The sequence below is a fragment of the Streptomyces sp. NP160 genome (assembly GCF_006335115.1).
Lineage (GTDB): Bacteria > Actinomycetota > Actinomycetes > Actinomycetales > Quadrisphaeraceae > Quadrisphaera.
Genome location: NZ_VDMJ01000024.1, coordinates 299,800 through 322,724, shown reverse-complemented (window position 1 = coordinate 322,724; position 22,925 = coordinate 299,800). Strand labels below are relative to the sequence as shown.

Annotated in this window: 26 protein-coding genes; 8 read left to right on the top strand and 18 right to left on the bottom strand. The window is 76.3% G+C overall.

The genetic code is table 11. From position 1 onward, the window contains the following. From FHN55_RS14155 to FHN55_RS14140, 4 genes are all read right to left on the bottom strand, one after another. A partial coding sequence (locus FHN55_RS14155; RefSeq protein WP_257570985.1) for an ABC transporter substrate-binding protein occupies positions 1-1,177 on the bottom strand: 1,177 nt, incomplete at its 3' end. Between the two features lie 81 nt (positions 1,178-1,258). Further along, complete coding sequence (locus tag FHN55_RS14150) at positions 1,259-2,086, bottom strand: ABC transporter ATP-binding protein (RefSeq protein ID WP_139712918.1); 828 nt, start codon at positions 2,084-2,086, stop codon at positions 1,259-1,261. Next, positions 2,083-2,898, bottom strand: a complete 816-nt coding sequence (locus FHN55_RS14145; protein ID WP_139712917.1) for an ATP-binding cassette domain-containing protein — start codon at positions 2,896-2,898, stop codon at positions 2,083-2,085. Before FHN55_RS14145 ends, FHN55_RS14150 begins: the two co-directional genes overlap by 4 nt. Before the next feature lie 69 nt (positions 2,899-2,967). Beyond that, on the bottom strand, positions 2,968-3,720 hold the full coding sequence (locus FHN55_RS14140) for a hypothetical protein (protein ID WP_218974654.1): 753 nt from the start codon (positions 3,718-3,720) through the stop codon (positions 2,968-2,970). Positions 3,721-3,865: 145 nt separating this feature from the next. Here FHN55_RS14140 and FHN55_RS14135 point away from each other — a divergent pair, with 145 nt between their 5' ends. Next, on the top strand, positions 3,866-4,960 hold the full coding sequence (locus FHN55_RS14135; RefSeq protein ID WP_139712916.1) for a glutathione S-transferase family protein: 1,095 nt from the start codon (positions 3,866-3,868) through the stop codon (positions 4,958-4,960). Between the two features lie 13 nt (positions 4,961-4,973). Continuing rightward, positions 4,974-5,345, top strand: a complete 372-nt coding sequence (locus FHN55_RS14130; RefSeq protein WP_139712915.1) for an ATP-binding protein — start codon at positions 4,974-4,976, stop codon at positions 5,343-5,345. Positions 5,346-5,360: 15 nt separating this feature from the next. Here FHN55_RS14130 and FHN55_RS14125 read toward each other — a convergent pair whose 3' ends face one another. The 3 genes from FHN55_RS14125 to fabG are packed head-to-tail and all read right to left on the bottom strand — an operon-like array spanning position 5,361 to position 7,404. Beyond that, the gene (locus tag FHN55_RS14125) at positions 5,361-5,894 is read right to left on the bottom strand and encodes a histidine phosphatase family protein (protein ID WP_139712914.1); all 534 of its coding nucleotides are present in this window, start codon (positions 5,892-5,894) and stop codon (positions 5,361-5,363) included. Positions 5,895-5,905: 11 nt separating this feature from the next. After that, on the bottom strand, positions 5,906-6,685 hold the full coding sequence (gene fabI, locus FHN55_RS14120) for an enoyl-ACP reductase FabI (protein ID WP_139712913.1): 780 nt from the start codon (positions 6,683-6,685) through the stop codon (positions 5,906-5,908). Continuing rightward, complete coding sequence (fabG, locus tag FHN55_RS14115; RefSeq protein WP_139712912.1) at positions 6,685-7,404, bottom strand: 3-oxoacyl-ACP reductase FabG; 720 nt, start codon at positions 7,402-7,404, stop codon at positions 6,685-6,687. The genes fabI and fabG overlap by 1 nt, the downstream gene beginning before the upstream one ends. Before the next feature lie 144 nt (positions 7,405-7,548). On the opposite strand from fabG, the gene FHN55_RS22780 reads away from it, so the two are divergent. The 3 genes from FHN55_RS22780 (at position 7,549) to FHN55_RS14100 (ending at position 9,632) form a co-directional block, all read left to right on the top strand. After that, the gene (locus FHN55_RS22780) at positions 7,549-8,064 is read left to right on the top strand and encodes a DUF3099 domain-containing protein (RefSeq protein ID WP_218974653.1); all 516 of its coding nucleotides are present in this window, start codon (positions 7,549-7,551) and stop codon (positions 8,062-8,064) included. A gap of 348 nt (positions 8,065-8,412) precedes the next feature. Further along, positions 8,413-8,658 (top strand): hypothetical protein, encoded by a 246-nt coding sequence (locus FHN55_RS14105; protein ID WP_139712911.1) that lies wholly within the window; start codon positions 8,413-8,415, stop codon positions 8,656-8,658. 62 nt (positions 8,659-8,720) lie between these two features. After that, positions 8,721-9,632, top strand: coding sequence for an SURF1 family protein (locus FHN55_RS14100; RefSeq protein ID WP_180357831.1), 912 nt, complete (start codon positions 8,721-8,723; stop codon positions 9,630-9,632). A gap of 26 nt (positions 9,633-9,658) precedes the next feature. Here the strand turns inward: FHN55_RS14100 and FHN55_RS14095 are convergent, their stop codons facing one another. The 3 genes from FHN55_RS14095 to FHN55_RS14085 all read right to left on the bottom strand — a co-directional run bounded on the left by FHN55_RS14095 (position 9,659) and on the right by FHN55_RS14085 (position 13,816). Then, positions 9,659-11,548 (bottom strand): ABC transporter ATP-binding protein, encoded by a 1,890-nt coding sequence (locus FHN55_RS14095; protein ID WP_139712909.1) that lies wholly within the window; start codon positions 11,546-11,548, stop codon positions 9,659-9,661. Between the two features lie 133 nt (positions 11,549-11,681). Then, positions 11,682-11,906, bottom strand: a complete 225-nt coding sequence (locus FHN55_RS14090; protein ID WP_211319646.1) for a helix-turn-helix domain-containing protein — start codon at positions 11,904-11,906, stop codon at positions 11,682-11,684. Between the two features lie 311 nt (positions 11,907-12,217). Next, complete coding sequence (locus FHN55_RS14085) at positions 12,218-13,816, bottom strand: ABC-F family ATP-binding cassette domain-containing protein (protein ID WP_139712908.1); 1,599 nt, start codon at positions 13,814-13,816, stop codon at positions 12,218-12,220. Positions 13,817-13,886: 70 nt separating this feature from the next. Between FHN55_RS14085 and FHN55_RS14080 the strand changes: the two genes are divergently transcribed. Next, on the top strand, positions 13,887-14,501 hold the full coding sequence (locus FHN55_RS14080; protein ID WP_257570978.1) for a biotin transporter BioY: 615 nt from the start codon (positions 13,887-13,889) through the stop codon (positions 14,499-14,501). Positions 14,502-14,606: 105 nt separating this feature from the next. On the opposite strand, the gene FHN55_RS14075 is transcribed toward FHN55_RS14080, so the two are convergent. From FHN55_RS14075 to FHN55_RS14040, 8 genes are all read right to left on the bottom strand, one after another. Then, a complete protein-coding gene (locus tag FHN55_RS14075) occupies positions 14,607-14,978 on the bottom strand; it encodes a hypothetical protein (RefSeq protein ID WP_139712907.1) in 372 nt (123 codons plus the stop codon). Between the two features lie 4 nt (positions 14,979-14,982). Further along, positions 14,983-15,690 carry an acVLRF1 family peptidyl-tRNA hydrolase gene (locus FHN55_RS14070; RefSeq protein WP_139712906.1) on the bottom strand — a complete coding sequence of 236 codons (708 nt, stop codon included), beginning with the start codon at positions 15,688-15,690 and terminating at the stop codon, positions 14,983-14,985. Positions 15,691-15,793: 103 nt separating this feature from the next. Beyond that, on the bottom strand, positions 15,794-16,108 hold the full coding sequence (locus FHN55_RS14065) for a metal-sulfur cluster assembly factor (RefSeq protein ID WP_139712905.1): 315 nt from the start codon (positions 16,106-16,108) through the stop codon (positions 15,794-15,796). Then, positions 16,108-16,881 carry a Fe-S cluster assembly ATPase SufC gene (gene sufC / locus FHN55_RS14060; protein WP_139712904.1) on the bottom strand — a complete coding sequence of 258 codons (774 nt, stop codon included), beginning with the start codon at positions 16,879-16,881 and terminating at the stop codon, positions 16,108-16,110. Before sufC ends, FHN55_RS14065 begins: the two co-directional genes overlap by 1 nt. Positions 16,882-16,924: 43 nt before the next feature. Then, a complete protein-coding gene (locus FHN55_RS14055) occupies positions 16,925-17,272 on the bottom strand; it encodes a non-heme iron oxygenase ferredoxin subunit (RefSeq protein ID WP_139712975.1) in 348 nt (115 codons plus the stop codon). Positions 17,273-17,292: 20 nt separating this feature from the next. Next, complete coding sequence (sufD, locus tag FHN55_RS14050) at positions 17,293-18,576, bottom strand: Fe-S cluster assembly protein SufD (RefSeq protein WP_373995738.1); 1,284 nt, start codon at positions 18,574-18,576, stop codon at positions 17,293-17,295. Between the two features lie 140 nt (positions 18,577-18,716). Further along, complete coding sequence (gene sufB / locus FHN55_RS14045) at positions 18,717-20,159, bottom strand: Fe-S cluster assembly protein SufB (RefSeq protein WP_139712902.1); 1,443 nt, start codon at positions 20,157-20,159, stop codon at positions 18,717-18,719. Then, positions 20,156-20,989 (bottom strand): metalloregulator ArsR/SmtB family transcription factor, encoded by an 834-nt coding sequence (locus FHN55_RS14040; protein WP_139712901.1) that lies wholly within the window; start codon positions 20,987-20,989, stop codon positions 20,156-20,158. The genes sufB and FHN55_RS14040 overlap by 4 nt, the downstream gene beginning before the upstream one ends. A 136-nt stretch (positions 20,990-21,125) precedes the next feature. On the opposite strand from FHN55_RS14040, the gene FHN55_RS14035 reads away from it, so the two are divergent. Together FHN55_RS14035 and FHN55_RS14030 are read left to right on the top strand one after the other, a co-directional pair. Then, positions 21,126-22,082: an ABC transporter ATP-binding protein gene (locus FHN55_RS14035; RefSeq protein ID WP_139712900.1), complete on the top strand. Its 957-nt coding sequence runs from the start codon at positions 21,126-21,128 to the stop codon at positions 22,080-22,082. After that, positions 22,079-22,882, top strand: a complete 804-nt coding sequence (locus tag FHN55_RS14030) for an ABC transporter permease (protein ID WP_139712899.1) — start codon at positions 22,079-22,081, stop codon at positions 22,880-22,882. The genes FHN55_RS14035 and FHN55_RS14030 overlap by 4 nt, the downstream gene beginning before the upstream one ends. The last annotated feature ends 43 nt before the right edge of the window (positions 22,883-22,925 follow it).

Sequence of the window (22,925 nt, the reverse complement as noted above, 5' to 3'; positions counted from 1 at the left end):
CGGCGGCCTCGAGCTGGGCCTGCAGCTGCACGGCCACCTCGGGCAGCTCGGCGCGGTCGGTGAAGGTGCCGATGGTGATGGTCCTGCCGTCCGCGGCGCCGGCCGGCGCGGTGGCCTGGGTGCGCTGCGGGCGGTCGGCCGTCCACGGCAGCGCCGGGCCCAGCAGGCCCTGCGCGACGTCGGCGCGGCCCTCGTAGACGGTGTCGACGACCTGCCGGGCGTCGACGGCCTCGCGCGCTGCGGCGCGCACCGCCGGGTCGGCGAAGGCGCCGCTGGAGGTGTTCAGGTAGAGGGTGTTGGTCCGGGGCATCTTGACCTCGTGCAGCAGCGCCGGGTCGAGCAGCGACGCCTGGCCCGCGGGGACCGCCTCGACGACGTCGGCGGTGCCGGTCCGCAGCGCGGCGGCGCGCGCGGTGCCGTCGGGCACGAACGAGGCGTCGATCCCGGCGGCCGCGGCCCGCTCGCCCCAGTAGCCGTCGAAGCGGTCCAGGGTGGCGCTCGAGGTGCCGTTGACGGCGGTCAGCACGAAGGGCCCGGTGGCGTGCCGGACCGGGTCCACCACCGTGGTGCCGGAGCCGTCGGTGGAGTAGGCGGCCGGCGACATGATCGCCAGCTGCGGGCTGGAGAGGCGCTGCGGCAGCAGCGGGTCGGCGGCCGCGGTCCGCACCAGCACGGCCTCGTCGGGGGCTGAGGGGTCGACCTCGGCGGTCAGGCCCACGCCGTCGAGGATGCGCGGCGGGGGCGACGCCGCGGCAGCCGCGCCGAGCGACCCGACCACGGCGGCCGGGGTCAGCGCCTGCCCGTCGTGGAACTGCACGCCCTGGCGGACGACGAAGCGCCAGGTGGTGTCGTCGACCTGCGACCACCGGGTGGCGAGCAGCGGCTGGGCGTCCCCGTCCTCGTCGAGGGTGACGAGGGTCTCGGTGTTCGACCAGCGCCCCATCTTGAAGGCGTCGTCGGTGATGGTCGAGAAGCCCGAGCGCGGCGGTTGCAGGTGGGCGATGCGGATGCGCGCGTCGCCGGCATCCGCGCTGGCGCCGGGTGCGCCGTCCGCGTCGTCGGTGCTGCCGGGCGTGCCGGCGAAGCACCCGGTGAGCAGCAGCGCGCCGGCGGCGGGCACCGCGAGGAGCAGCGACAGGCGGCGCGGGCTGCGCCGGAGCAGGGCGGAGCGGGACAAGGGTCCTCCAGGAGCGGTCGGGTGGTGCTGGTCAGGGGCGCCGCGGCCCGGCGCCGGTGCTGAGCCCGGGCCGTCAGGCCGTCAGGCCGTCAGAGCGGCGGAGCGGTCAGGGGCCTCGGGCAGGCGCGGCAGCGCGTCCACGAGCTCGCGGACGGCCTCGTGGCGCGGGTCGGCGAGCACGTCGCGGGTGGCGCGGTCCTCCACGAGGCGACCGGCGTGCAGGACGGCGGTCCGCTCGCACAGCGCGGCCACGGCGGCCAGGTCGTGGCTGACCACCACCAGCGCCGTGCTGCGCCGCACGCGGTGGAGCGCGTCCAGGACCTGCTCGCGCAGCGGGGCGTCCAGGCCGCTGACCGGCTCGTCGGCCAGCACCAGCTCGGGACGGGGCGCGAGCGCCCGCGCCACGGCGACGCGCTGCGCCTGGCCGCCGGAGAGCTGGCCCGGGCGGTGGTGGTGCAGCGCGGCGGAGACGCCGACGTCCTCGAGGCACTCGGCGGCGCGCTCGCTGGCGGCGGCGCTGCCGGCGCGGTGGACGCCGAGCCGCACCAGCGGCTGCTCCACGGCCTCGAGCGCGCTGAGCCGGGGGTCGAGGCTGGCGGCGCAGTCCTGCGGGACGTGCTGGACGGCCCGTCGGTACCAGCGCAGGGCGCCGGTGCGCCAGCGGGGCCGGACGCCGCGGGGCTCGCCGTCGTCGGGTCCCACCGCGGCGGTGACGGTGCCTGCGTCGGCGGCCTCCAGTGCTAGCAGGACGCGCAGGAGCGTCGACTTGCCGGCGCCGGAGCGACCCAGCAGCGCGAGGGACTCCCCCGGGCGGACGTCGAGGTCGACGCCGTCGAGCACCGCCCGCGAGCCGCCGGTGGTGCGGTAGCGGCGGACGAGGCCGCGGGCGCTCAGCAGCGGTGCGCTCACGGGGTCACCCCGGCCGGGGTGCGCGGCGGCAGCGCGGAGGCCGCTCGGCGCGTCGCGGTCACCAGGCTGCGCCCCGCGGCACTGGAGGGCCCGGCGAGGAGGTGGGAGCACACCGCGGTCTCGACCACCCGGCCCTCCGCCGCCACCACCACCCGCTGGCACAGCTGCGCGGCGACGGCGAGGTCGTGGGTGATGAAGAGCAGCGCCGGCTGGCCCGGCCCCCCGGTGCGCTCGCGCAGCAGCTCGACCACGCCGGTCTGGGTGACGACGTCCAGGGCCGTGGTGGGCTCGTCGGCCACGACCAGCGGGCCGGGACGGGCCAGGGCGAGGGCCAGGCAGGCGCGCTGGCGCTGGCCGCCGGAGAGCTCGCCCGGGCGGGCGTCCGCGACGGCGCGCCCGCCGGCGAGGCCCACCGCGGCCAGCAGGTCCAGCGCCTCCGACCGGGCGGCGCGGCGGCTGAGCCCCTGGGCGCGCAGGGGCGAGGCGACCTGCGCGCCCACCGCGACCAGCGGGTGCAGGGCCCGCGACGGGTCCTGGCCGACGCTGCTCGCCCGGCTCGCGGCGGGCCGGCGCTGCGGCGGGACGCCGAGCACCTCCGCGCCGCCCACGCGGACCGACCCGGTGACCCGCAGCCCGGGGAGCCCGCGCCCCAGCACGGCGGCGGCGGTGAGGGACTTGCCCGACCCGGACGCCCCGACGAGGGCCGTCCGCGCCCCCGGGAGGCCCCCCTCGGGGACGTCGAGGTCGACGCCGCGCAGCAGGGCCCGCTCCGCCGACGCGACCGTCAGCCCACGGACCCGCACCGCCTCCACACCGGAACAGTAACGGTTCTCATTATGGGCCGATCACAGGGTCGGGCCGCGGGCCCCCGGACCCGGCGGTCAGCGGGACGCCGTGAGCGCCACCGCCTCCACCCACCGCTGCGCGACCACCGGCGCGGGCGGCCGCTGCGCCCCTGGCACCGCGTGCCGGCGGACCTCCGCCACGAGGTCCGCGAGCATCGCGCGCAGGCGGTCGTCCGCGTCGGCGCGCCCGGTGTCGGCCAGGGCCCCCACGGCCAGCGCCACCAGCTGCGGGGCGGTGCGCCGCGCGAACTCCCGCGAGCGCGCCCCCGGCCGGCCGCGGCGGCGCGGGCGGTTCTCCTCCACGAAGCGGGCGGCCCACCGCTGCGCGCCCGGGGCCCGGCGCAGCGCGGCCAGCGTGGCCGGCTCCAGCAGGGCCTCGTCGCGCCCGTCCAGCTCCGCGAGCACGCCGTCGCTGGTGAGCACGGCGACGGCGAGCACGCGCTGGCGCGGCTCGGCGGCCACCGGCAGGGCGTGCGCCGCCGCCGTCCGCACGAGGCGGGGCGGCAGGTGCGGGTCGTCGCTGGTCAGGCCGACCACCTCGGGCACCAGCAGACCCAGGCGCGCCCGGGCGCCGTCACTGGTGCGGTCGTTGACGCAGCGGGCGGCGGTCGCCAGCAGGGGGTCGGTGCAGGACGGGTGGTCGCTCCACCGCTCCCCCGCCAGGTAGGAGGCCATCTCCATGAAGCAGGCCCCGCCCCGGGGGCTGCGGTGCCTGCCCGCGGACAGGACCGGCAGGACGTCGGGCGCCGCGGCGTGCGGCTCAGGACCTGGCAGCGCACCCGTGCTCACGGGCCACCTCCGCGCTCGGGGGGTCAGTCTCCGGCTCTCGCACGTCCATGGTGCACCCGGCCCGGCTCGAGCGGCAGTCCGAGCGGCAGTCCGAGCGGGCGACTCCTCGGAGGCGTGCGCCGCCGCCCCCGCCTAGGGTCGGGCCGTGAGCAGCAGCGCCGTCGACGAGCACGCGGAGCACTCGACCCCCGGGGTCTACTCGACGCCGGGCCAGGAGTTCACCCGCGACACCCGCTACATCACCGACCGCGTGGTCCGCGAGAGCGGCGCCCCGTCGGGCGCCGGCCCCCACGAGGGCCCTGACGGCACCCAGCTGTGGCCCGTCGAGGCGGGCCGGTACCGGCTCGTGGCGGCCAGGGCCTGCCCGTGGGCGAACCGCGCCATCATCGTGCGCCGCCTGCTGGGCCTGGAGGACGCGATCTCGCTCGGGCTCTGCGGTCCCACCCACGACGAGCGCAGCTGGACCTTCGACCTCGACGAGGGCGGTCGCGACCCGGTGCTCGGCTACGAGCGCCTGCAGGAGGCGTACTTCGCGCGCTTCCCCGACTACCCGCGCGGCATCACCGTTCCGGCGCTGGTGGACGTCCCCACGAGGGCCGTCGTCACCAACGACTTCGCGCAGATGACGCTGGACCTGTCCACCGAGTGGACCGAGCACCACCGCGAGGGTGCCCCGGACCTCTACCCCGAGCCGCTGCGGGACGAGCTGGACGCGGTCGTGCGCCGCATCTACACCGAGGTGAACAACGGCGTGTACCGGGCGGGCTTCGCGGGGTCGCAGGAGTCCTACGAGGCCGCCTACGACCGGCTCTTCACCGCGCTGGACTGGCTGGAGGAGCGGCTGAGCACGCAGCGCTACCTGGTGGGCGACACCATCACCGAGGCCGACGTGCGCCTGTTCACCACCCTCGCCCGCTTCGACGCCGTCTACCACGGCCACTTCAAGTGCAACCGGACCAAGCTCTCCGAGATGCCGGCGCTGTGGGCGTACGCCCGCGACCTGTTCACCACCCCCGGCTTCGGGGACACCACCGACTTCAGCCAGATCAAGGCGCACTACTACCGCGTGCACCGCGACATCAACCCCTCCGGCACCGTCCCGAAGGGCCCGGACCTGTCGGGGTGGCTCGAGCCGCACCACCGCGAGCAGCTGGGCGGGCGTCCCTTCGGCGACGGCACGCCCCCGCCGCCCGTGCGCGAGAGCGAGCGGGTGCCGTCCTCGGCCACGCCGCTGGGCTGACGCGGGGCCTGACGTGGGGCTGCGCCTGACCCTGCTGCTGGCGCCCGAGCCGGCGTCCGCGCGGGTCGGGCGCGTCGCCGCCGCCGAGCACCTCGCGCGGGCCGGAGCCGGTCCGTCGCTGACCGAGGCCGTCGTCCTGGTGGTCTCCGAGCTGGTGACCAACGCGGTGCGGCACGCGCCCGGGCCGCTGGAGCTGCTGCTCGAGGCCGACTCGGCCTCGGCGTCCGTGGGGGTGTCGGACACCTCCGCGGCGCACCCCGAGCTGGTGGCCCCCTACGACGGCGGCGGCCGGGGCATGCTCGTGGTCACCACCCTCGCCGTGCGCTGGCACGTCGAGGAGGTGCCCGGGGGCAAGGTGGTGTGGGCGCACCTGCGCGCCGGCTGACCCGCCGAGGGCCCGTCAGGGGGTGTGGAGCGCCACCAGCCGCGCAGCCCCCTGCTGCAGGGCCGCCCAGGGGCGGTCCAGCTCGAGGACGACGGCGGAGCCGGTGCTCACGCCGGCCAGCACCTGCCCGACGACCTCGCCCCGGGACCCCTCGCCGGCCAGCGCCGAGGCCGCGCCGGACACGACGGGTTCGTGCCCGACGAGGAGCAGCACGCCCACCTCCTCGGGCGTGGCCGCCACGAGGTGCACCAGCGCCTGCGAGGACGTGTCGTACAGCTCCGGCTCCTCGCGGACCGTGCCCGGGTGCAGCGCGGGGGCCATGGCCTCCCAGGTCTGCGCCGTGCGCAGCGCGGAGGAGACGAGCACGAGGTCGGGAGCCCCGAGGCCGCGGGTGGCCAGCCAGGCGGCCGTGGAGGCCGCCTGGCCGGCGCCGCGCGGTGCGAGGGCCCGGGAGCGGTCGGTGCCGTCGGCGGCGTCGGCGACGGCCTTGCCGTGCCGCACGAGCACCAGCCGGTGCAGCGGTCCGCCCGGCTGGTGCCCGTCGGCCACGACGGAGCTGCTCAGGCGCCGACGGCGTGCACGCCGCCGTCCACGTGGACGATCTCGCCCGTGGTCTTGGGGAACCAGTCCGACAGCAGCGCCACGCAGGCCTGCGCCGGGGGCACCGGGTCCTTGACGTCCCACGCCAGCGGCGCGCGCTCGCTCCAGACGCTCTCGAACGCCTCGAAGCCGGGGATCGCCTTGGCGGCGGTGGTGCGGACCGGGCCGGCGGCCACGAGGTTGCAGCGCACGCCCTCGCCGCCCAGCTCGCGGGCCAGGTAGCGGCTCACGGACTCGAAGGCGGCCTTGGCCACGCCCATCCAGCCGTACACCGGCCACGCCAGCGAGGCGTCGAAGGTCAGGCCGACCACACCGGCGCCGGGCGCCAGCAGCGGGCGGCAGGCCACGACGAGCGACTGCAGGCTGAACGCGGAGACCTGCAGCGCGGTGGAGACGTCGTTCCACTCGGCGGACAGGAACCCGTCACCCATGACCGCCTGCGGGGCGAAGCCGATGGAGTGCACGACGCCGTCCAGCTGAGCGCCCTCGCCGAGGTGCTCGGTGATGCGGCCCGCCAGGGCGCCCAGGTCCTCGGCGCTGGAGACGTCCAGCTGCACCACCGGCGCGGGCTGCGGCAGGCGGCGCGCGATGACCTCGGTGATGCGCATCTGGCGCCCGAAGCTGCTGAGCACCACGGTGGCGCCCTGCTCCTGCGCGAGGCGCGCGACGTGGAACGCCATCGAGGTGTCCGTGAGGACCCCCGTGACGAGCAGGCGCTTGCCCTCGAGAAGTCCAGCCATCAGTGACCCATCCCCAATCCTCCGTCGACGGGGACGACCGCCCCGCTGATGTACCCCGCGGCGTCGGAGGCCAGGAAGGCCACGACGCCGGCGACCTCGTCGGACGCGCCGAAGCGGCCGGCGGGGATCGCCTTCTGGTAGGCCTGCTGCTGCGCCTCGGGGAGCGCGTCCGTCATGGCCGTGCTGATGTACCCCGGCGCCACGACGTTGGCCGTGATGCCGCGACCACCCAGCTCGCGCGTCAGCGAGCGGGCCAGGCCCACGAGGGCCGCCTTGCTCGCCGCGTAGCTGGCCTGGCCCGGCGAGCCGTACAGGCCGACGACGCTGCCGATGAGCACGATGCGACCCCGCTTGAGGCGGACCATGCCCTTGGCGGCCCGGCGGGCGCAGCGGTGCGCCCCGCCGAGGTTGGTGTCCAGGACGGCGGCGAAGTCGTCGTCTGTGGCGCGCAGGAGCAGCGCGTCCCGGGTGACGCCGGCGTTGGCCACCAGCACCTCCACGGGGCCGTGGGCCTCCTCGGCGCGGGTGAAGGCGGCGTCGACCGACGTGGTGTCGGTCACATCCGCCTGCACGGCGAGGGCGCCCTCGGGCACGTCCTCGGGGCGCCCGGTGCGGTACGTGCCGACGACGCGGTCACCCTGGGCGACGAACGCGGCGGCGATCGCCCGGCCGATCCCCCGGTCGGCCCCGGTCACCAGCACGCTGCGGCCCTCCGGCACGCGCCACCCCCGCTCCTGGGCCTCCGCGGCCCTCCTCGTCCCGTCACGTCGCGTCGACCGGTGCGGCGCGCGCCCGGTGTGAGCAGCGCGACGTCCGGCTCTCGCCGGCGCACGCTACCGGCACCTCCGACGTACGGTTGACCCGTGGCTCGCACGCAGACCCCGCGTCCGGACCGGCGGAGCAGCTCCACCACCCCGTCGATCACGTCCGTCGGGCGCTCCCACCAGGACGACATCAACTCCCGGATGCTGAAGTACAGCATCACGATGGGCATCCGCGTGCTGTGCTTCGGGCTCATCTTCGTGCTGCCGAGCCCGTGGCGGTGGGTCGCCGCGGTGGGCGCGATCTTCCTCCCCTACGTGGCGGTGCTCATCGCCAACGCGGGCCGGGAGCGCCTGCCGGTGGCCTGGGGCTCTGGCCGGTCCGTGCGAGACGTGCCCTCCCCGCACCGGGAGGAGCCCGCCGCCGAGCCCGCCGCCCTGCGCCCGGTCCAGGTGGTGCGCGGCGAGACGGTGGACCGCGGCGCGGAGCCCGCCCCGGGCCGCGCGGCGGAGCAGCCCGCTGCGCGCTCGGCCGACCGGGTGGTCCCGCCGGCGGCGCGCACCGACGGCGCCACCGCCCGCGACGACGACGAGCCTCCGCAGGCCCGCGCCAGCTGACCGGCGGGACCGCCCGGCAGGTCCCTCGCCCCACTGTTGATCACGCAGCGTGATCTTCCGAGGCGTGAGGGTGACCGTTCGTCGGGGCCGGTCCACCGGTGGGGTGACAGCGCCGCGATCTTGGTGCGTCCCCCCTGTCCGCCGGTGCACGATCTTGGTGGTGCGAGACGTCCCCCCGTCGGCTCGCGCCGGCGCCGGGCGGCCCCCCACCGCCCGGCGCCCCCAGCGCCGCCGCGCTCCCCGGACGACCGTGGAGCGTCCGCTCCAGCCGCCGCGCCGTTCACCCCCGGGCAACCCGCAGGACGCGCGGGGTTCCCCCGGGGCCCGCGCGGGTGCGACCATGGGGCCATGGCCTTCGAGCTGCACGAGCCCGCCCCGGACCTGGTCTGCAGCGCACGGGGGTGCAGGGCCGTCGCAGCCCACGCCCTCCTGTGGAACAACCCCCGCCTCCACACCCCCGAGCGGCGCAAGACCTGGCTCGCGTGCGGGGAGCACCTCGACCACCTGACCGCGCACCTGCAGGTCCGCGGGTTCCTGCGCGAGGTGGAGGCCGTCGCCGGACCGGCTCCCCTGGCCGGTCAGCGCACCGCCTGACCCACCTCCGGGAGCGCTCCGCTCGCGCGGGGGCATCCAGCCGGGCGCCGTACCGTGGCGGGGTGCACCGGCTGCTCCTGCAGCGGCGATGGCTGAGGGCGATCGCCCTCGCCGTGCTGTTCACGCTCGCGTGCCTGGCGCTGGCCCACTGGCAGTGGGACCGGCGCACCGAGCGCGTCGCCGCCATCGAGCTCGTGCGCTCCAACTACGACCGCGCCCCGGTCGACCTCAACAGCGTGCTGCCCGCCGGTTCGCCGTCGCTGCCGCCCGGGCGCACCTGGACCCCCGTCGCGGTCAGCGGCACCTACCTCACGTCGGCCACCCTGCTCGTGCGGCACCGCCAGCACGCCGACGACGGCTACGGCTACGAGGTGCTCGTGCCGCTGCGCCTCGACGACGGGCGCGTGCTCGTGGTGGACCGCGGCTGGCTCCCGCCCGACCCGGCCACGGCCGACGCCCCGTCCGCCGTCCCCGACCCGCCCGCGGGGGCCGTCAGCGCCGTGGTGCGCCTGCGGCCCTCCGAGCCGGTCGACGGCCGCGGCGCCCCGCCCGGCCAGGTGCAGGCGATCGACCTGCCCGGCACGGTCGCGGCGGGCGTGACCGCCGCCGGGGGCGCCGGCGCCGGGCAGCAGCTGGTCACCGCGGCCTACGGGGAGCTCGAGCGCGGCAGCGAGTCCCCCGCGCCGTCGTCGTCCCCGCAGGCGCCGGACGCACCGAGCCAGGACGAGGGGCCCCACCTCGGGTACACCGTGCAGTGGCTGCTGTTCGCCGTGGGCGCCTGGGTCTTCCTGGTGGTGCACCTGCGCCGCGCCGCCTACGAGGCCGACGTCGCCGCGGGCCGGCGCGAGCGCCGCGCCGAGCTGGTGGTGCGGGACCCGGACCGGCCGCCGACCGACGAGGAGGTCGAGGACGCCCAGGTGGAGGCCATGCTCGCCGCAGCCCGGCGCGACAGCGAGCGCCAGATCGGCCGCTGAGCGCTCGCTGAGCGCCCGGCGGCCCGTCAGGCGGCCACCGGGCCGTCGCTGAACTGCGTGCGGTGGAGCTCGGCGTAGAGGCCGCCGCGGGCCACCAGGTCCTCGTGCCGCCCGCGCTCCACCACGCGCCCGTCGTCGACCACGCAGATGAGGTCGGCGGAGCGCACGGTGGACAGGCGGTGCGCGATGACGATGCTCGTGCGCCCCACCAGCGCGGCGTCGAGGGCCTCCTGGACGGCCCGCTCCGACTCGCTGTCGAGGTGGGCGGTCGCCTCGTCGAGGACGACGACGCTGGGCGCGCGCAGCAGCAGCCGCGCGAGCGCCACGCGCTGCTTCTCGCCGCCGGACAGGCGGTGGCCGCGCTCCCCCACCACGGTGTCGAGGCCCTCCGGCAGACCCCTGACCACGCCGTCGGCGCGGGCGGCGGCCAGCGCCGCCCACAGGTCGCCCTCGGAGGCGTCGGCGCGCCCGTAGAGGAGGTTGGCGCGCACGGTGTCGTGGAACAGGTGCGCGTCCTGGCTGACCACGCCCACGCGGCGGCGCAGCTCCGCCTGGGAGGTCTCGCGGACGTCCACGCCGCCCACGCGGACGCTGCCGGAGTCGACGTCGTGCAGCCGGGCCACCAGGGAGGCCAGAGTGGTCTTGCCGGCGCCGCTGCGGCCCACGAGGGCCACCACCTGGCCCGCCCCGGCGTGCAGGCTCACGCCGCGCACCACGGGCCGCTCACCGGTGCCCTCCAGCGCGTCGGCGGCGGGGCCCCCGGCACCACCGGCCTGCAGCGAGGCCAGCGTGGAGACGGCGGGGTAGGTGAAGACGACGTCGTCCAGCTCCACGTCGAGCGGACCGGCGGGCAGCGCCCGCGGGTGCTCGGGGTCGCGCACGGCGGGCACGAGGTCGAGCACCTCGAAGACCCGCTCGAAGGAGACCAGGGCCGTCATGACGTCCACCTGGACGTTGGCCAGGCCCGTGATGGGGCCGTACAGGCGCGCCAGCAGCGCGGCCAGGGCCACGAGCGAGCCGGTGGTCACGGCGCCGCTGATGGCCAGCCACCCGCCCACGCCGTAGACCATCGCGGTCGCGAGCGCCGCCAGGGCCGTGAGGCCGGCGAAGAAGACCCTGCTGCTGAGGGCGGTGCGCACGCCGACGTCGCGGACGGCGGCGGCCCGGGAGCGGAACTGGGAGGACTCCTCGCCGTCGTCGCCGTAGGTCTTGACCAGGAGCGCCCCGGCCACGCCGAAGCGCTCGGTCATGCGCTCGCCCAGGTCGGCGTTGCGCTGCATCGCCTCCCGGCGCAGCGCCGCCAGCCGGCGGCCCACGCGGCGCGCCGGGAGCAGGAACGCCGGGACCACCACCAGCGCCAGCAGGGTGATCTGCCAGCTCAGCACGAGCATGGCGGTGAGCACCGCCACCAGGGTCACCGCGTTGGACAGCACGCCCGCCGCGGTGGAGGTGAACGCCTGCTGGGCGCCCACCACGTCGCTGTTGAGGCGCGAGACCAGCGCGCCGGTCTGGCTGCGGGTGAAGAAGCCGATCGACTGCCGCTGCACGTGCTCGAAGACGGCGCTGCGCAGCTCGTAGATGAGGCCCTCGCCGATCCTGGCGGACAGCCACCGCTGCACCAGCGACAGCCCGGCCTCGGCCAGGGCGACGGCGGCCACCAGGAGGGCCAGGACGACGACGGTCGAGCGGTCCCCGGTGCGGACGCCGTCGTCGATGAGGTGGCGCAGCAGCAGGGGCGGGACGGCCACCAGGGCGCCGTCGAGGACCACCAGGGCGGTGAAGACCGCCAGGGGGCGCCGGTGGGGCCGGGCCAGCGCCGCGACGCGGCGCAGCGTCCCCGGGGCGAGGCGGTGCTCGCGCACCGACCCGTCGCGGCTGAACGACCGCATGGCGGCCCAGCCGCTGGTGCTGCTCATCGCCGGTGGTCAACAGCGCCGGGGACCCGGCGCTTCCCGCACCCGGCGGACCTGCTGCGGACGCGGGGGCGAGGTGGTGCCTCCCGGACGCGGGCCGCCACGCTGTTCGAGCGGACCCGCCTCCGGTGACCGCTCAGCTCGCCTTGCGCGACCCCCTCGTCGCCCCGCCGCGGCTGCGGAGGGAGACGTCGCTCTCGGTGAGGATGCGGTGCACGAAGCCGTAGGAACGGCCCGTCTCCGCCGCCAGGGCGCGGATGCTGGCGCCCTGGGCGTACTTCGCCTTCAGGTCGTCGGCGAGCGTGGTGCGCTCGCCGCCGGTGATGCGGGCGCCCTTCTTGATCACTGGGTTGTCGCTCACGGTGTTGCCCTCCTGAGTCGTCCTCGACCAGTCCCCTGCTGGCCGCGCCCGGCCACCGCAGTGCTTCGGCGGTGCCCGGAACGACCATGGTGCCCTCCATCGTGCGACCTCGTCACACCCGGTGCCACCGGCACCGATCTTCTCCTACCGCGCCGCTTCCGCGAGCCTCCCGCGCCGGGACCGCCAGACCTTCCCCCGGACGGCCCCCAGGAGCCGCCCAGGAGCCGCCCAGGAGCCGTCCAGGAGCCGCTGCGACGATCTTCCGCCGCAGGTCAGCCGGCCGGGGCCGCGCCGGCCGGACCGGGCGCGCGTCAGGCCAGCGAGACCAGCTCGGCGTACTCCGGGCTCCACAGGTCCTCCTGGCCGTCGGGGAGCAGCACGACGCGCTCGGGCTCGAGGGCGTGCACGGCGCCCTCGTCGTGGGTGACGAGGACGACCGCGCCCTCGTAGCGGCGCAGCGCGTCGAGGACCTCCTCGCGGCTGGCCGGGTCCAGGTTGTTGGTGGGCTCGTCGAGCAGCAGCACGTTGGCGGCGCTCACCACGAGCATCGCCAGCGCCAGGCGCGTCTTCTCCCCGCCGGACAGGACGCCGGCCGGCTTGTGCACGTCGTCCCCGACGAAGAGGAACGAGCCCAGCACGCTCCGCACGCCGGTGTCGTCGAGGTCCGGTGCCGCCGACCGCATGTTCTCCAGCACCGACCTGGCGACGTCGATGGTCTCGTGCTCCTGGGCGTAGTAGCCCAGGCGCAGCCCGTGCCCGGGCACCACGGCGCCGGTGTCCGGCGTCTCCACGCCCCCGAGCAGGCGCAGCAGCGTGGTCTTGCCGGCGCCGTTGAGCCCCAGCACCACGACCTTGCTGCCCTTGTCGATGGCGAGGTCCACCCCGGTGAAGATCTCCAGCGACCCGTAGGACTTGGACAGGTGCTCCGCCGCGAGCGGGGTCCGCCCGCAGGGGGCCGGCGAGGGGAAGCGCAGCCTGGCCACGCGGTCGGCCTGGCGGACGTCCTCGAGGCCGGAGACCAGCTTCTCGGCGCGCTTGGCCATGTTCTGCGCGGCCACGGCCTTGGTGGCCTTCGCGCGCATCTTGTCGGCCTGGGCCATGAGCGCGCCGGCCTTCTTCTCGGCGTTGGCGCGCTCGCGCTTGCGCCGCTCCTCGTCGATGCGGCGCTGGTCGAGGTAGAGCTTCCACCCGACGTTGTACAGGTCCAGCTGGGACCGGTTGGCGTCGAGGTGGAAGACCTTGGTGACCACCGCCTCGAGGAGGCCGACGTCGTGGCTGATGACCACCAGACCGCCGGAGTAGGTCTTGAGGTGGTCGCGCAGCCAGACGATGGAGTCGGCGTCGAGGTGGTTGGTGGGCTCGTCGAGGAGCAGCACCTCGGCGTCGGAGAACAGGATGCGCGCCAGCTCCACGCGGCGGCGCTGCCCGCCGGACAGCGTGCCCAGCGGCTGGGCGAGCACGCGCTCGGGCAGGTTGAGGTTGGCCGCGATCCGGTGCGCCTCGGACTCGGCCGCGTACCCGCCGGCGGCGGTGAAGCGCGCCTCGAGCCGGGCGTAGCGGTCCATGGCCCTCTCGCGGGCGGCCGGGTCGTCGCCGGCCATCTCGGCCTCGGCGGTGCGCATCCTGGCCACCACGTCGTCCAGGCCGCGCGCCGAGAACACCCGCGCGATGGCGGACTGCTCGAGGTCGCCGGTGCGCGGGTCCTGCGGGAGGTAGCCCACGGGCCCGTCGGAGGTCACCGAGCCGCCGGCCGGCTGGGTCTCGCCGGACAGCACGCGGGTGAGGGTGGTCTTGCCGGCCCCGTTGCGGCCCACGAGGCCCACCCTGTCGCCGCGACCGACGCGGAAGGTGGCTCCCGAGACCAGCAGGCGGGCGCCGGCGCGGAGCTCGACGTCGGTCGCTGTGATCATGTCCTCCCCAGTCTAGTCGGCGCGGGCGTCCCCCCTGGGCGGCGCAGCCCCCGTCTGCCAGGGTGTCCCCGTGGCCATCACCGCTGATCTCTCCGGCCGGCTCCCCCGCCGCGCCGTGCTCGCCGACCTCGTCCCCGCCGTCGGCGCGTCCACCCGCGTCCGCGACGCGCTGCTGGTGACCGGCGGAGCGCTGTTCACGGCCCTGCTGGCGCAGGTCGTCGTGCCGCTGCCGGGGACCCCCGTGCCGATCACCGGCCAGACGCTCGCCCTCGTGCTCGTGGCCGCCTCCCTCGGCCCGTGGCGCGGGCTGAGCTCGATGGGCCTGTACGCCGTGCTGGGGGCCGCCGGCCTGCCGTTCTACTCGGAGGCCTCCGGCGGCCTGCACGTGGTGCTCGGCGCGACCGGCGGCTACATCCTCGGGTTCCTGCCCGCCGCGTTCCTCGTCGGACTGGCCGCCCGCTACGGCGCTGACCGCCGCTGGTGGCGCGCGGTGCCGCTGTTCGCCGCCGGCCAGCTGGTGGTCTTCGCCGTCGGCGTCCCGTGGCTGGCGCTGACCACCGGCATGAGCGCCTCGCAGGCGGTCGCCGCGGGCTTCACCCCGTTCCTGCTGGGGGGCCTGGTCAAGGCCGTCGTCGCCGGTGTCGCCCTGCCCGGCGCCTGGAAGCTCACCCGCCGCGCCCGCTGACCCCCGCGACCGCGCAGGAGGCCCGCACCCGGACGCCCCGGGAGCGGGCCTCCTGCACGTCGCGCGGCTGGCGGCGCCGGCCCGCGCGGTGGCGCGAGCCGGCCCTCAGGAGCTGCCCGGCTCGCCCTGACCGGCCTGCGCGCACGCCTGCTGCAGCTGCTCGACCTGGCCCTCGTCTGGGCCGCCGTCGCCGAGGAGGGTGTCGGCCCGGGTGATGACGTCGCCCTCGACCCCGGCGGCCTCGGCGGCGCGCACCGCGGCCCGCAGCTGCTGCAGGTCCGCGTCGGAGAGCTGGCCGTCGGAGACGTAGCCGCACACCTGCGACAGCGCCGCGTCACGCGCGGCTCCTGCGGCCGCGGAGCTGGCGCCCTCCCCCGCGGCCGAGGCGACGTCGCCGACGGCGGAGCACCCGGTGAGGGCGAGGGCGAAGCCCGCGCCGGCGAGGATGGTCATCACGCTGCGTCGTGTGGTGATCACGTGTTCAGGGTGCCAGAGGTCCGACCCGGACGCGCACGCACCGGGCGCGGCGGGCGGCCGCGGCGAGCACCGCGCGCCGCGGGTCGGGGACGTCGAGCAGCGGGCCGCGCGGCAGGGCCAGCAGCTGCGACGCCGCGGGCGCGGGCACGCCGTCCAGGACGCCGGCCACGAGCTGGCGGTCCCCACCCGGCACCAGCACCTGGGGCGCCAGCGGCCCGGAGGGCCCACCGGCGCGTGCGAGCAGCGCCCCCAGGCCGTCGAGGGCCGCCGAGACCAGGCCGTCGGCCTGGTTGGCCCGCCGGCGGGCGTACCGCTGCTGGCTCCACCCGCCGGCGGCGGTGCGGGACTGCACGTAGCGCGTGCCGTGCGCGCCGTCGAGCAGCTCCCCGCCCCGCGCCAGGCCCACGGCCCACCCGCCGCGGCGCACGAGCACCAGCAGCGCCGTCCGGTCGGCGGCGGCGTGGGCGGCCAGCGCGGCCACGCGCGCGCCCGCGTCGTCGTCCTCAGCAACCGCGGCGGAGAGGGACGGGGAGACGACGGGGGCGGGCAGCGGGGGCCAGGGCACCTCGAGGTCGGCGGCCTCGCCGTCGGCGGCGCGCAGCAGCAGCCGCTCCGGCGCCTCCGCCAGCCGCACCGCCCCGTGGGAGGCCGTGAAGCGCTGGACCCAGCCGGACAGCCGCTCGGGCTCCACCTCGACCAGGCGGCTGCTCACCGCTCTGCTCCGACGGACGTGGCGCCGGACGTGGTGCCGGACGCGCAGGACCCCGTCGGGCAGGCCCGGGGAGGGCCTGCGACGGGGTCCTGCACGTCGGTCGTCAGACGTTGAAGCCGAGCGCCCGCAGCTGGTCGCGGCCGTCGTCGGTGATCTTCTGCATGTCCCACGGCGGCATCCACACCCAGTTGATGCGGTGGTCGTCCACCACGCCGTCGAGCACCTGGGCCACCTGCGCCTCGATCTCCTCGGTCAGCGGGCACGCCGCCGAGGTGAGCGTCATGTCGATGACCGCGGTGCGCGGCTCCTCCACGGTCAGGCCGTAGACGAGGCCCAGGTCGACCACGTTGATGCCGAGCTCGGGGTCGACCACGTCCTTGAGGGCCTCCTCGACGTCCGCGACGTCGACGTCGGACATCAGGCGGTCACCGGCGAGGAGGAGTCGAGGAAGCGGTCGTAGCCGTTCTCCTCGAGGTCGTCGGCCAGCTCCGGACCGCCCTCCTCGGCCACGCGGCCGGCCACGAAGACGTGGACGAAGTCGGGCTTCACGTACCGCAGGATGCGCGTGTAGTGCGTGATGAGCAGCAGGCCGGTCTCGCCGGTCTCGCGGACGCGGTTGACGCCCTCGGAGACGATGCGCAGCGCGTCGACGTCGAGGCCGGAGTCGGTCTCGTCGAGGACGGCCACCTTGGGCTTGAGCAGCTCCATCTGCAGGATCTCGTGGCGCTTCTTCTCACCGCCCGAGAAGCCCTCGTTGACGTTGCGCTCGGCGAAGGCCGGGTCCATGCGCAGCGCGTCCATGGCGCTCTTGACGTCCTTGGTCCAGTGCCGCAGCGACGGCGCCTCGCCGGAGACGGCGGTCTTGGCGGTGCGCAGGAAGTTGGACACCGTCACCCCCGGCACCTCGACGGGGTACTGCATGGCCAGGAACAGGCCGGCGCGGGCGCGCTCGTCCACGCTCATGGCCAGCACGTCCTCGCCGTCCAGCGTCACGGTGCCGCCGGTGACGGTGTAGCGGGGGTGACCGGCGATCGAGTACGCCAGCGTCGACTTGCCGGACCCGTTCGGGCCCATGATCGCGTGGGTCTCGCCCGCGCGGACGGTCAGGTCGACGCCGCGGAGGATCTCCTTGGCGCCGGCGTCGGGGGTGTCCACGGTGACGTGGAGGTCACGGATCTCCAGAGTGGCCATGCGGGTGCTCCTCGGGTCTTCAGTCAGGTCTTCGTCGGCGCGCTCAGCGCGCCTCGGCCGCGGGGCCGATGTCGGCGGTGGCGTCGACGAGCACGTCGTCGCCGTCCACCGCCAGGGCGTACACGGGCACGGGGTGGACGGCGGGCAGCGCGCTCGGGCGCCCGGTGCGCAGGTCGAACGCCGACCCGTGCAGCCAGCACTCGATCATGCAGCCCTCGACGTCCCCCTCGGACAGGGAGACGGCCTGGTGGCTGCAGGTGTCCGAGACGGCGTGCAGCTCGCCGTCCTCGTCGCGGACGACGGCGACGGCCACCGTCCCCGACGGGGTCGGCACCTCGACGCGCAGCGCCCCCGGGTCGGGGACGTCGCGCACCGAGCAGACGCGCACCATGCCCGCCCCCGCGTCCGCGCTCACAGGCGGGAGCCGGCGAGCTCCGCCTCGACGCCGTCGGCGACGACGGGGAGGTCCTCGGGCCCCTCGCCCTCGCCCAGCTCGAGCTCGGCCTCGATGGCGGCCATCAGCTGGTCGGTGACCGAGCGGACGCCGATCTGCTGCAGCACGTCGGCGAAGAACGCGCGGACCACCATGCGGCGGGCCTGGTCCTCCGGGATGCCGCGGCTCTGCAGGTAGAAGAGCTGCTCGTCGTCGAAGCGGCCGGTGGCGCTGGCGTGGCCGGCGCCGACGATCTCGCCGGTCTCGATCTCGAGGTTGGGCACCGAGTCGGCGCGGGCGCCGTCGGTGAGGACGAGGTTGCGGTTCAGCTCGTAGGTGTCGGTGCCCAGCGCGCTCGCGCGGATGAGCACGTCACCGACCCAGACCGCGCGGGCGGTCTCGCCCTGCAGCGCGCCCTTGTACGTGACGTTGGAGCGGCAGTTGGCCGCCTCGTGGTCGACGAAGGAGCGGTGCTCCAGGTGCTGGCCGGCGTCGGAGAAGTACACGCCCAGCAGGGTCGCGTCGCCGCCGGGGCCGTCGTAGCGGACGGTCGAGCCGACGCGGACCAGGGAGCCGCCCAGGGTGACCACGACGTGCTTGACGGTCGCGTCGCGGCCCACGAGGAGGTCGTGCTGCGCGAGGTGCACGGCGTCGTCCTCCCACTGGTGCACGCTGACCAGCACGAGGTGCGCGCCCTCGCCGACCACGGCCTCCACGCCGCTGCCGACGTGGCCGGAGCCGGAGTGGTCCAGCACCACGGTGGCGCGGCTGTACGGACCGGCCTGCACGACCAGGTGGCCGGCCGAGCGCGGGGCGTCGCTGGCGACCCGCACGAGCACCGGCTCGGCGAGGTCGGCCTCGGGGGCGATGGCGACCACGTCGACGGCACCCGCCGAGGCGGCGTCGGCCCACGCCACGGCCGCCGCGCGGTCACCGGGCACGAAGCCCTTCCCGGCGCGGCCCGCCCCGTCCGAGGACCGGCGGTGCGTGACGCCGTCCGCGGCCGTGACCTGCACCCGCAGGCCGGCGGCGGCGCCGCCGGCCGGCTCGAACAGGTCCCGGGCGCGGTCGACGGGGGTGAAGCGCCACTCCTCCTCGCGCCCGCTGGGCACCGGGAAGTCCGCGAGGTCGAACGACGTGCGGCGCTCGGCCCGGTTGGTGGCGGGGACGCCCGCTCCGTGGCTGTGCGCGTTCAGGCCGTGCTGCGCCGGCGCCGAGCCCACGGGCGAGCCGCCGTCCGGCACGGCCGGTGCGTCCTGCACCGCGGTGAGCGCTGCGGGAGCGCCCCCGGGCAGGTCCAGCGCGAGGTCATCGCGGCCGGCGTCCAGGCCGTCCAGACCGAGGTGCTCGTCGGTCTGGACGTCGGCGGGGGTGGTGGTGCTGTTGGACGTGTCAGCCATGCTCAGCCGACCGCTCCTTCCATCTGCAGCTCGATGAGCCGGTTGAGCTCGAGGGCGTACTCCATCGGCAGCTCCCGGGCGATGGGCTCGATGAAGCCGCGCACGATCATCGCCATCGCCTCGTCCTCGGCCATGCCGCGGCTCATGAGGTAGAAGAGCTGGTCCTCGGAGACCTTCGAGACGGTCGCCTCGTGCCCCATGGAGACGTCGTCCTCGCGGACGTCGACGTAGGGGTAGGTGTCGGAGCGGCTGATCGAGTCGACCAGGAGCGCGTCGCAGCGCACCGTCGACGCCGAGTGCCCGGCGCCCTCGAGCACCTGGACCAGGCCGCGGTAGGAGCTGCGGCCACCGCCGCGCGCCACCGACTTGGAGATGATCGAGCTGGAGGTGTGCGGCGCGGCGTGCACCATCTTGGCGCCGGCGTCCTGGTGCTGGCCCTCGCCGGCGAAGGCGATGGACAGCGTCTCGCCCTTGGCGTGCTCGCCCATGAGGAAGATCGCCGGGTACTTCATCGTCACCTTGGAGCCGATGTTGCCGTCGATCCACTCCATGGTGGCGCCCTCGGCCGCGGTCGCCCGCTTGGTGACGAGGTTGTAGACGTTGTTCGACCAGTTCTGGATGGTCGTGTAGCGCACGCGGGCGTTCTTCTTCACGACGATCTCGACCACCGCGGAGTGCAGCGAGTCCGACTTGTAGATCGGCGCCGTGCAGCCCTCGACGTAGTGCACGTAGGAGCCCTCGTCGGCGATGATCAGCGTCCGCTCGAACTGGCCCATGTTCTCGGTGTTGATCCGGAAGTAGGCCTGCAGCGGGATCTCCACGTGCACGCCCGGCGGCACGTAGATGAAGGACCCGCCCGACCACACGGCCGTGTTGAGTGCGGCGAACTTGTTGTCGCCCGGGGGGATCACGGAGCCGAAGTACTCCTGGAACAGCTCCGGGTGCTCGCGCATCCCGGAGTCGGTGTCCAGGAAGATGACGCCCTGGCGCTCGAGCTCCTCGTTGATCTGGTGGTAGACCACCTCGGACTCGTACTGCGCGGCGACGCCGGCGACCAGGCGCTGCTTCTCCGCCTCGGGGATGCCGAGCCGGTCGTAGGTGCTCTTGATGTCGGCCGGGAGGTCGTCCCAGCTGGTGGCCTGCTTCTCGGTCGACTTGACGAAGTACTTGATGTTCTCGAAGTCGATCTCGGACAGGTCGCTGCCCCAGTCGGGCATGGGCTTGCGGCCGAACATCTTCAGCGCCTTGAGGCGGGTGCGCAGCATCCACTCGGGCTCGCCCTTGCGAGCGGAGATGTCGCGCACGACGTCCTCGGACAGGCCGCGGCGGGCGGTCTCGCCGGCGGCGTCGGGGTCCGCCCAGCCGTACTGGTAGGTGCCGAGACCGGCGAGCTCGGGGTTGCGAGCCTCGATGTCGTTGAGCTCGGGGCTGGTGTCTGTGCTCATGCGCTCCGTCCCTGGGTGGGGTGCGACGTCTGCGGGGTCTGTCGGGTGCTGCTGGTCTGCGTGCTCGTCGGCGTGCTGGTGGGGCTGCTCGTGGTGGTCGTCACGTGCGTGGTGCACGCGTGGTGGCCGGCGGCCAGGGTGGCCAGCCGGCGGACCGGCGCGCCGATGAGGCGGGCGAAGGCGGCGGTCTCCGCCTCGCACAGCTCGGGGTGCCTGCCGGCGACGGCCTGCACGGGGCAGTGGCCCTGCACCAGCTGGAGCGCGGTCGGCACCGGCGCCTGGCCCGGTCCCGGCGCTGCGGCGGACCTGCGCGGGCTGCCGAGGACGGCGGTGCGGGCAGCGTAGCCGTCGGCGGTGAGGGCCTCGGCGAGCGCTCCGGCGCGCGCCGCGGGGGCGGCGCCGGCGGCGTCCACGCTCGGGCGGTGGCGGGCCACCAGCTCGTCGGCGCGCTGGCGGGCGAACCGCTCCAGCGCCTCGTGGCCGGCCTCGCGCTCGAGGGCGCTGAGAGCGGCCGCGGCGAGGTCGTCGTAGGCGCCCGGGGCGGCGGCGTGGCCGGCCTGCGTGGCCACCCACCCCCGGGCGGGGCGGCCCGGGCCGCGGCCGGCGGCACCGGCGGGCAGGGGCGCCTGGCGCACGAGGCCGTCGGCGGCGAGGGCGTCCAGGTGGCGGCGCACGGCGGCGGGGGTGATGCCGAGGTCCGCCGCGAGCTGCGCGGCCGTCACCGGACCGCGCGCCAGCACGGTGCGCGAGACGCGCTCCCGGGTGCTCGCCGCGGCCAGCTCCGGCGCCGCCGAGGCGTGCGCGACGCCCGGGGTCTCGGAGGTGTCCATGCTTTGCACAACACCATGGTGCCCTAATCCCCTTCCCCCGCAGCGCCGCTGATCAGGGGTGAGCGGGCGTGAGCACGGTCACGCACCGGCGATCACGCAGCGGGAGGCCCGCCGGCGGCCGACCTAGACTCCCGACGTGCTCCCACCCCGCGGCGACGCCGCCGCCGCGCTGGTGGTGCGCGGCCTGGTCAAGCGGTACGGCCGCCGCACCGCGCTCGACGGCCTGGACCTCGAGGCGCAGCGGGGCGCCGTGACGGCCGTCCTCGGCCCGAACGGCGCCGGGAAGACCACGCTCGTCGAGTGCTGCACCGGGCTGCGCCGCCCCGACGGGGGCGGCCTGGAGGTCCTCGGGCTCGACCCGCGCACCGACGGCCGCGCCCTGGCGGCGCGCACCGGCGTGCTCCTGCAGGACGGCGGCCTGCCCGGCGGCGCCCCCGCCGAGGCCGTGCTGCGGCTGGTGGCCGCGCAGCACTCCGACCCCATGGACGTCCCCGCGCTGGCCCGCCTGCTGGGGATCGACGAGTTCGGGCGGACGAACGTGCGCCGCCTGTCCGGCGGGCAGAAGCAGCGCCTGGCGCTGGCGTGCGCCGTGGTCGGGCGCCCCGAGCTCGCCTTCCTCGACGAGCCCAGCACCGGCCTGGACCCGCACGCCCGCGCCGTGGTCTGGGACCTGCTGGAGCAGCTGCGCGCCGCGGGCGCGGCCGTGGTGCTCACCACGCACTCCATGGCCGAGGCCGAGCGCCTCGCCGACGCCGTCGTCGTCGTCCGAGACGGCCGCGCCGTGGCCTCCGGCACGGTGGCGCAGCTGACGTCCTCGGGCCCGGAGGTGCTGCGCTTCGGCGCCCCCGCCGGCCTGCCGCTGGAGGCGCTGCGCTCCGCCCTGCCCACCACCGTGGCCACCGACGAGGCCGAGCCCGGGCGCTACGAGGTGACGGCCCTGCAGCCCGGCGCCGTCGACCCGCAGGTGGTGGCCACCGCCGCCTCCTGGTGCGCCGCCCAGGGAGTGCTGCCGGAGGGCCTGGCCGTGGGGCGGCGCTCCCTGGAGGACGTCGTGCTCGAGCTGACCGGAGGTCCGTCGCGGTGGGCGGCATGAGGACGACGACGGCGGACGGGCTCGTCCTGACGCCCGGCGGCGCCGCCGCGCCGCCCGCCCGGCGCGTGCTCGCCCAGGCCCGCTTCGAGGTGGGCGTGCTGCTGCGCAACGGCGAGCAGCTGCTCGTCAGCCTCTTCCTGCCCGCGCTGGCGCTGCTGGTGCTGGCGCGCACGCCCGTGGGGGCCGTCGTCGTCCCCGCGTCGCTGGCGCAGCTGCCGCGCATCGACGTCGTCGCGCCCGGGGTGCTGGGCCTGGCGGTACTCTCCACGGCCTTCACCGGGCAGGCCATCGCTCTCGGCTTCGACCGCCGCTACGGGGTGCTGCGGCTGCTGGCCACCACGCCGCTGGGCAGGTCGGGGCTGCTGCTGGGACGGGGCCTGGCCGTGCTCGCCGTCGAGGCGCTGCAGGTGGTGGTGCTCGGCGCGCTGGCGCTCGCGCTGGGGTGGCGGCCGCTGGCCGCCGGCCCGGCCGCGGTGCCGCTGCTGCTCCTGGCCCTGCTCCTCGGCACCGCCGCCTTCGCGGCGCTCGCCCTGCTGCTGGCGGGGTCGCTGCGCGCCGAGGCGGTGCTGGCCGTGGCCAACCTGGCGTGGGTCCTGCTCGCCGGGGCGGGCCTGCTGGTGCCCCGCGAGGCCGCGGGGGCCGCCGGTCCGCTGCTCGCGCTGCTGCCGTCCGCGGCCCTGGGGGACGCCGTGCGGGCCGCTGCGCTCGACGGCTCGCTCGCGCTGGGTCCGTGCGCGGTGCTCGTCGTCTGGGCCGCGCTCGCCGGCGCGCTGGTGGTGCGCACCTTCCGCTGGAGCTGACCGGGCCGCGCGCTGTGGCGCACCCGACAGCCGGTGGCGCCGC

What these genes read in the sequence shown, in the direction of transcription:
- sufC (WP_139712904.1), bottom strand. Translation starts at nt 16,881, where the DNA reads ATGGCCACTCTGGAGATCCGTGACCTCCACGTCACCGTGGACACCCCC.
- FHN55_RS14065 (WP_139712905.1), bottom strand. Translation starts at nt 16,108, where the DNA reads ATGTCCGACGTCGACGTCGCGGACGTCGAGGAGGCCCTCAAGGACGTG.
- fabI (WP_139712913.1), bottom strand. Translation starts at nt 6,685, where the DNA reads ATGGCTGGACTTCTCGAGGGCAAGCGCCTGCTCGTCACGGGGGTCCTC.
- FHN55_RS14095 (WP_139712909.1), bottom strand. Translation starts at nt 11,548, where the DNA reads ATGAGCAGCACCAGCGGCTGGGCCGCCATGCGGTCGTTCAGCCGCGAC.
- sufB (WP_139712902.1), bottom strand. Translation starts at nt 20,159, where the DNA reads ATGAGCACAGACACCAGCCCCGAGCTCAACGACATCGAGGCTCGCAAC.
- FHN55_RS14085 (WP_139712908.1), bottom strand. Translation starts at nt 13,816, where the DNA reads ATGATCACAGCGACCGACGTCGAGCTCCGCGCCGGCGCCCGCCTGCTG.
- FHN55_RS14105 (WP_139712911.1), top strand. Translation starts at nt 8,413, where the DNA reads ATGGCCTTCGAGCTGCACGAGCCCGCCCCGGACCTGGTCTGCAGCGCA.
- FHN55_RS14040 (WP_139712901.1), bottom strand. Translation starts at nt 20,989, where the DNA reads ATGGACACCTCCGAGACCCCGGGCGTCGCGCACGCCTCGGCGGCGCCG.
- FHN55_RS14030 (WP_139712899.1), top strand. Translation starts at nt 22,079, where the DNA reads ATGAGGACGACGACGGCGGACGGGCTCGTCCTGACGCCCGGCGGCGCC.
- FHN55_RS14055 (WP_139712975.1), bottom strand. Translation starts at nt 17,272, where the DNA reads ATGGTGCGCGTCTGCTCGGTGCGCGACGTCCCCGACCCGGGGGCGCTG.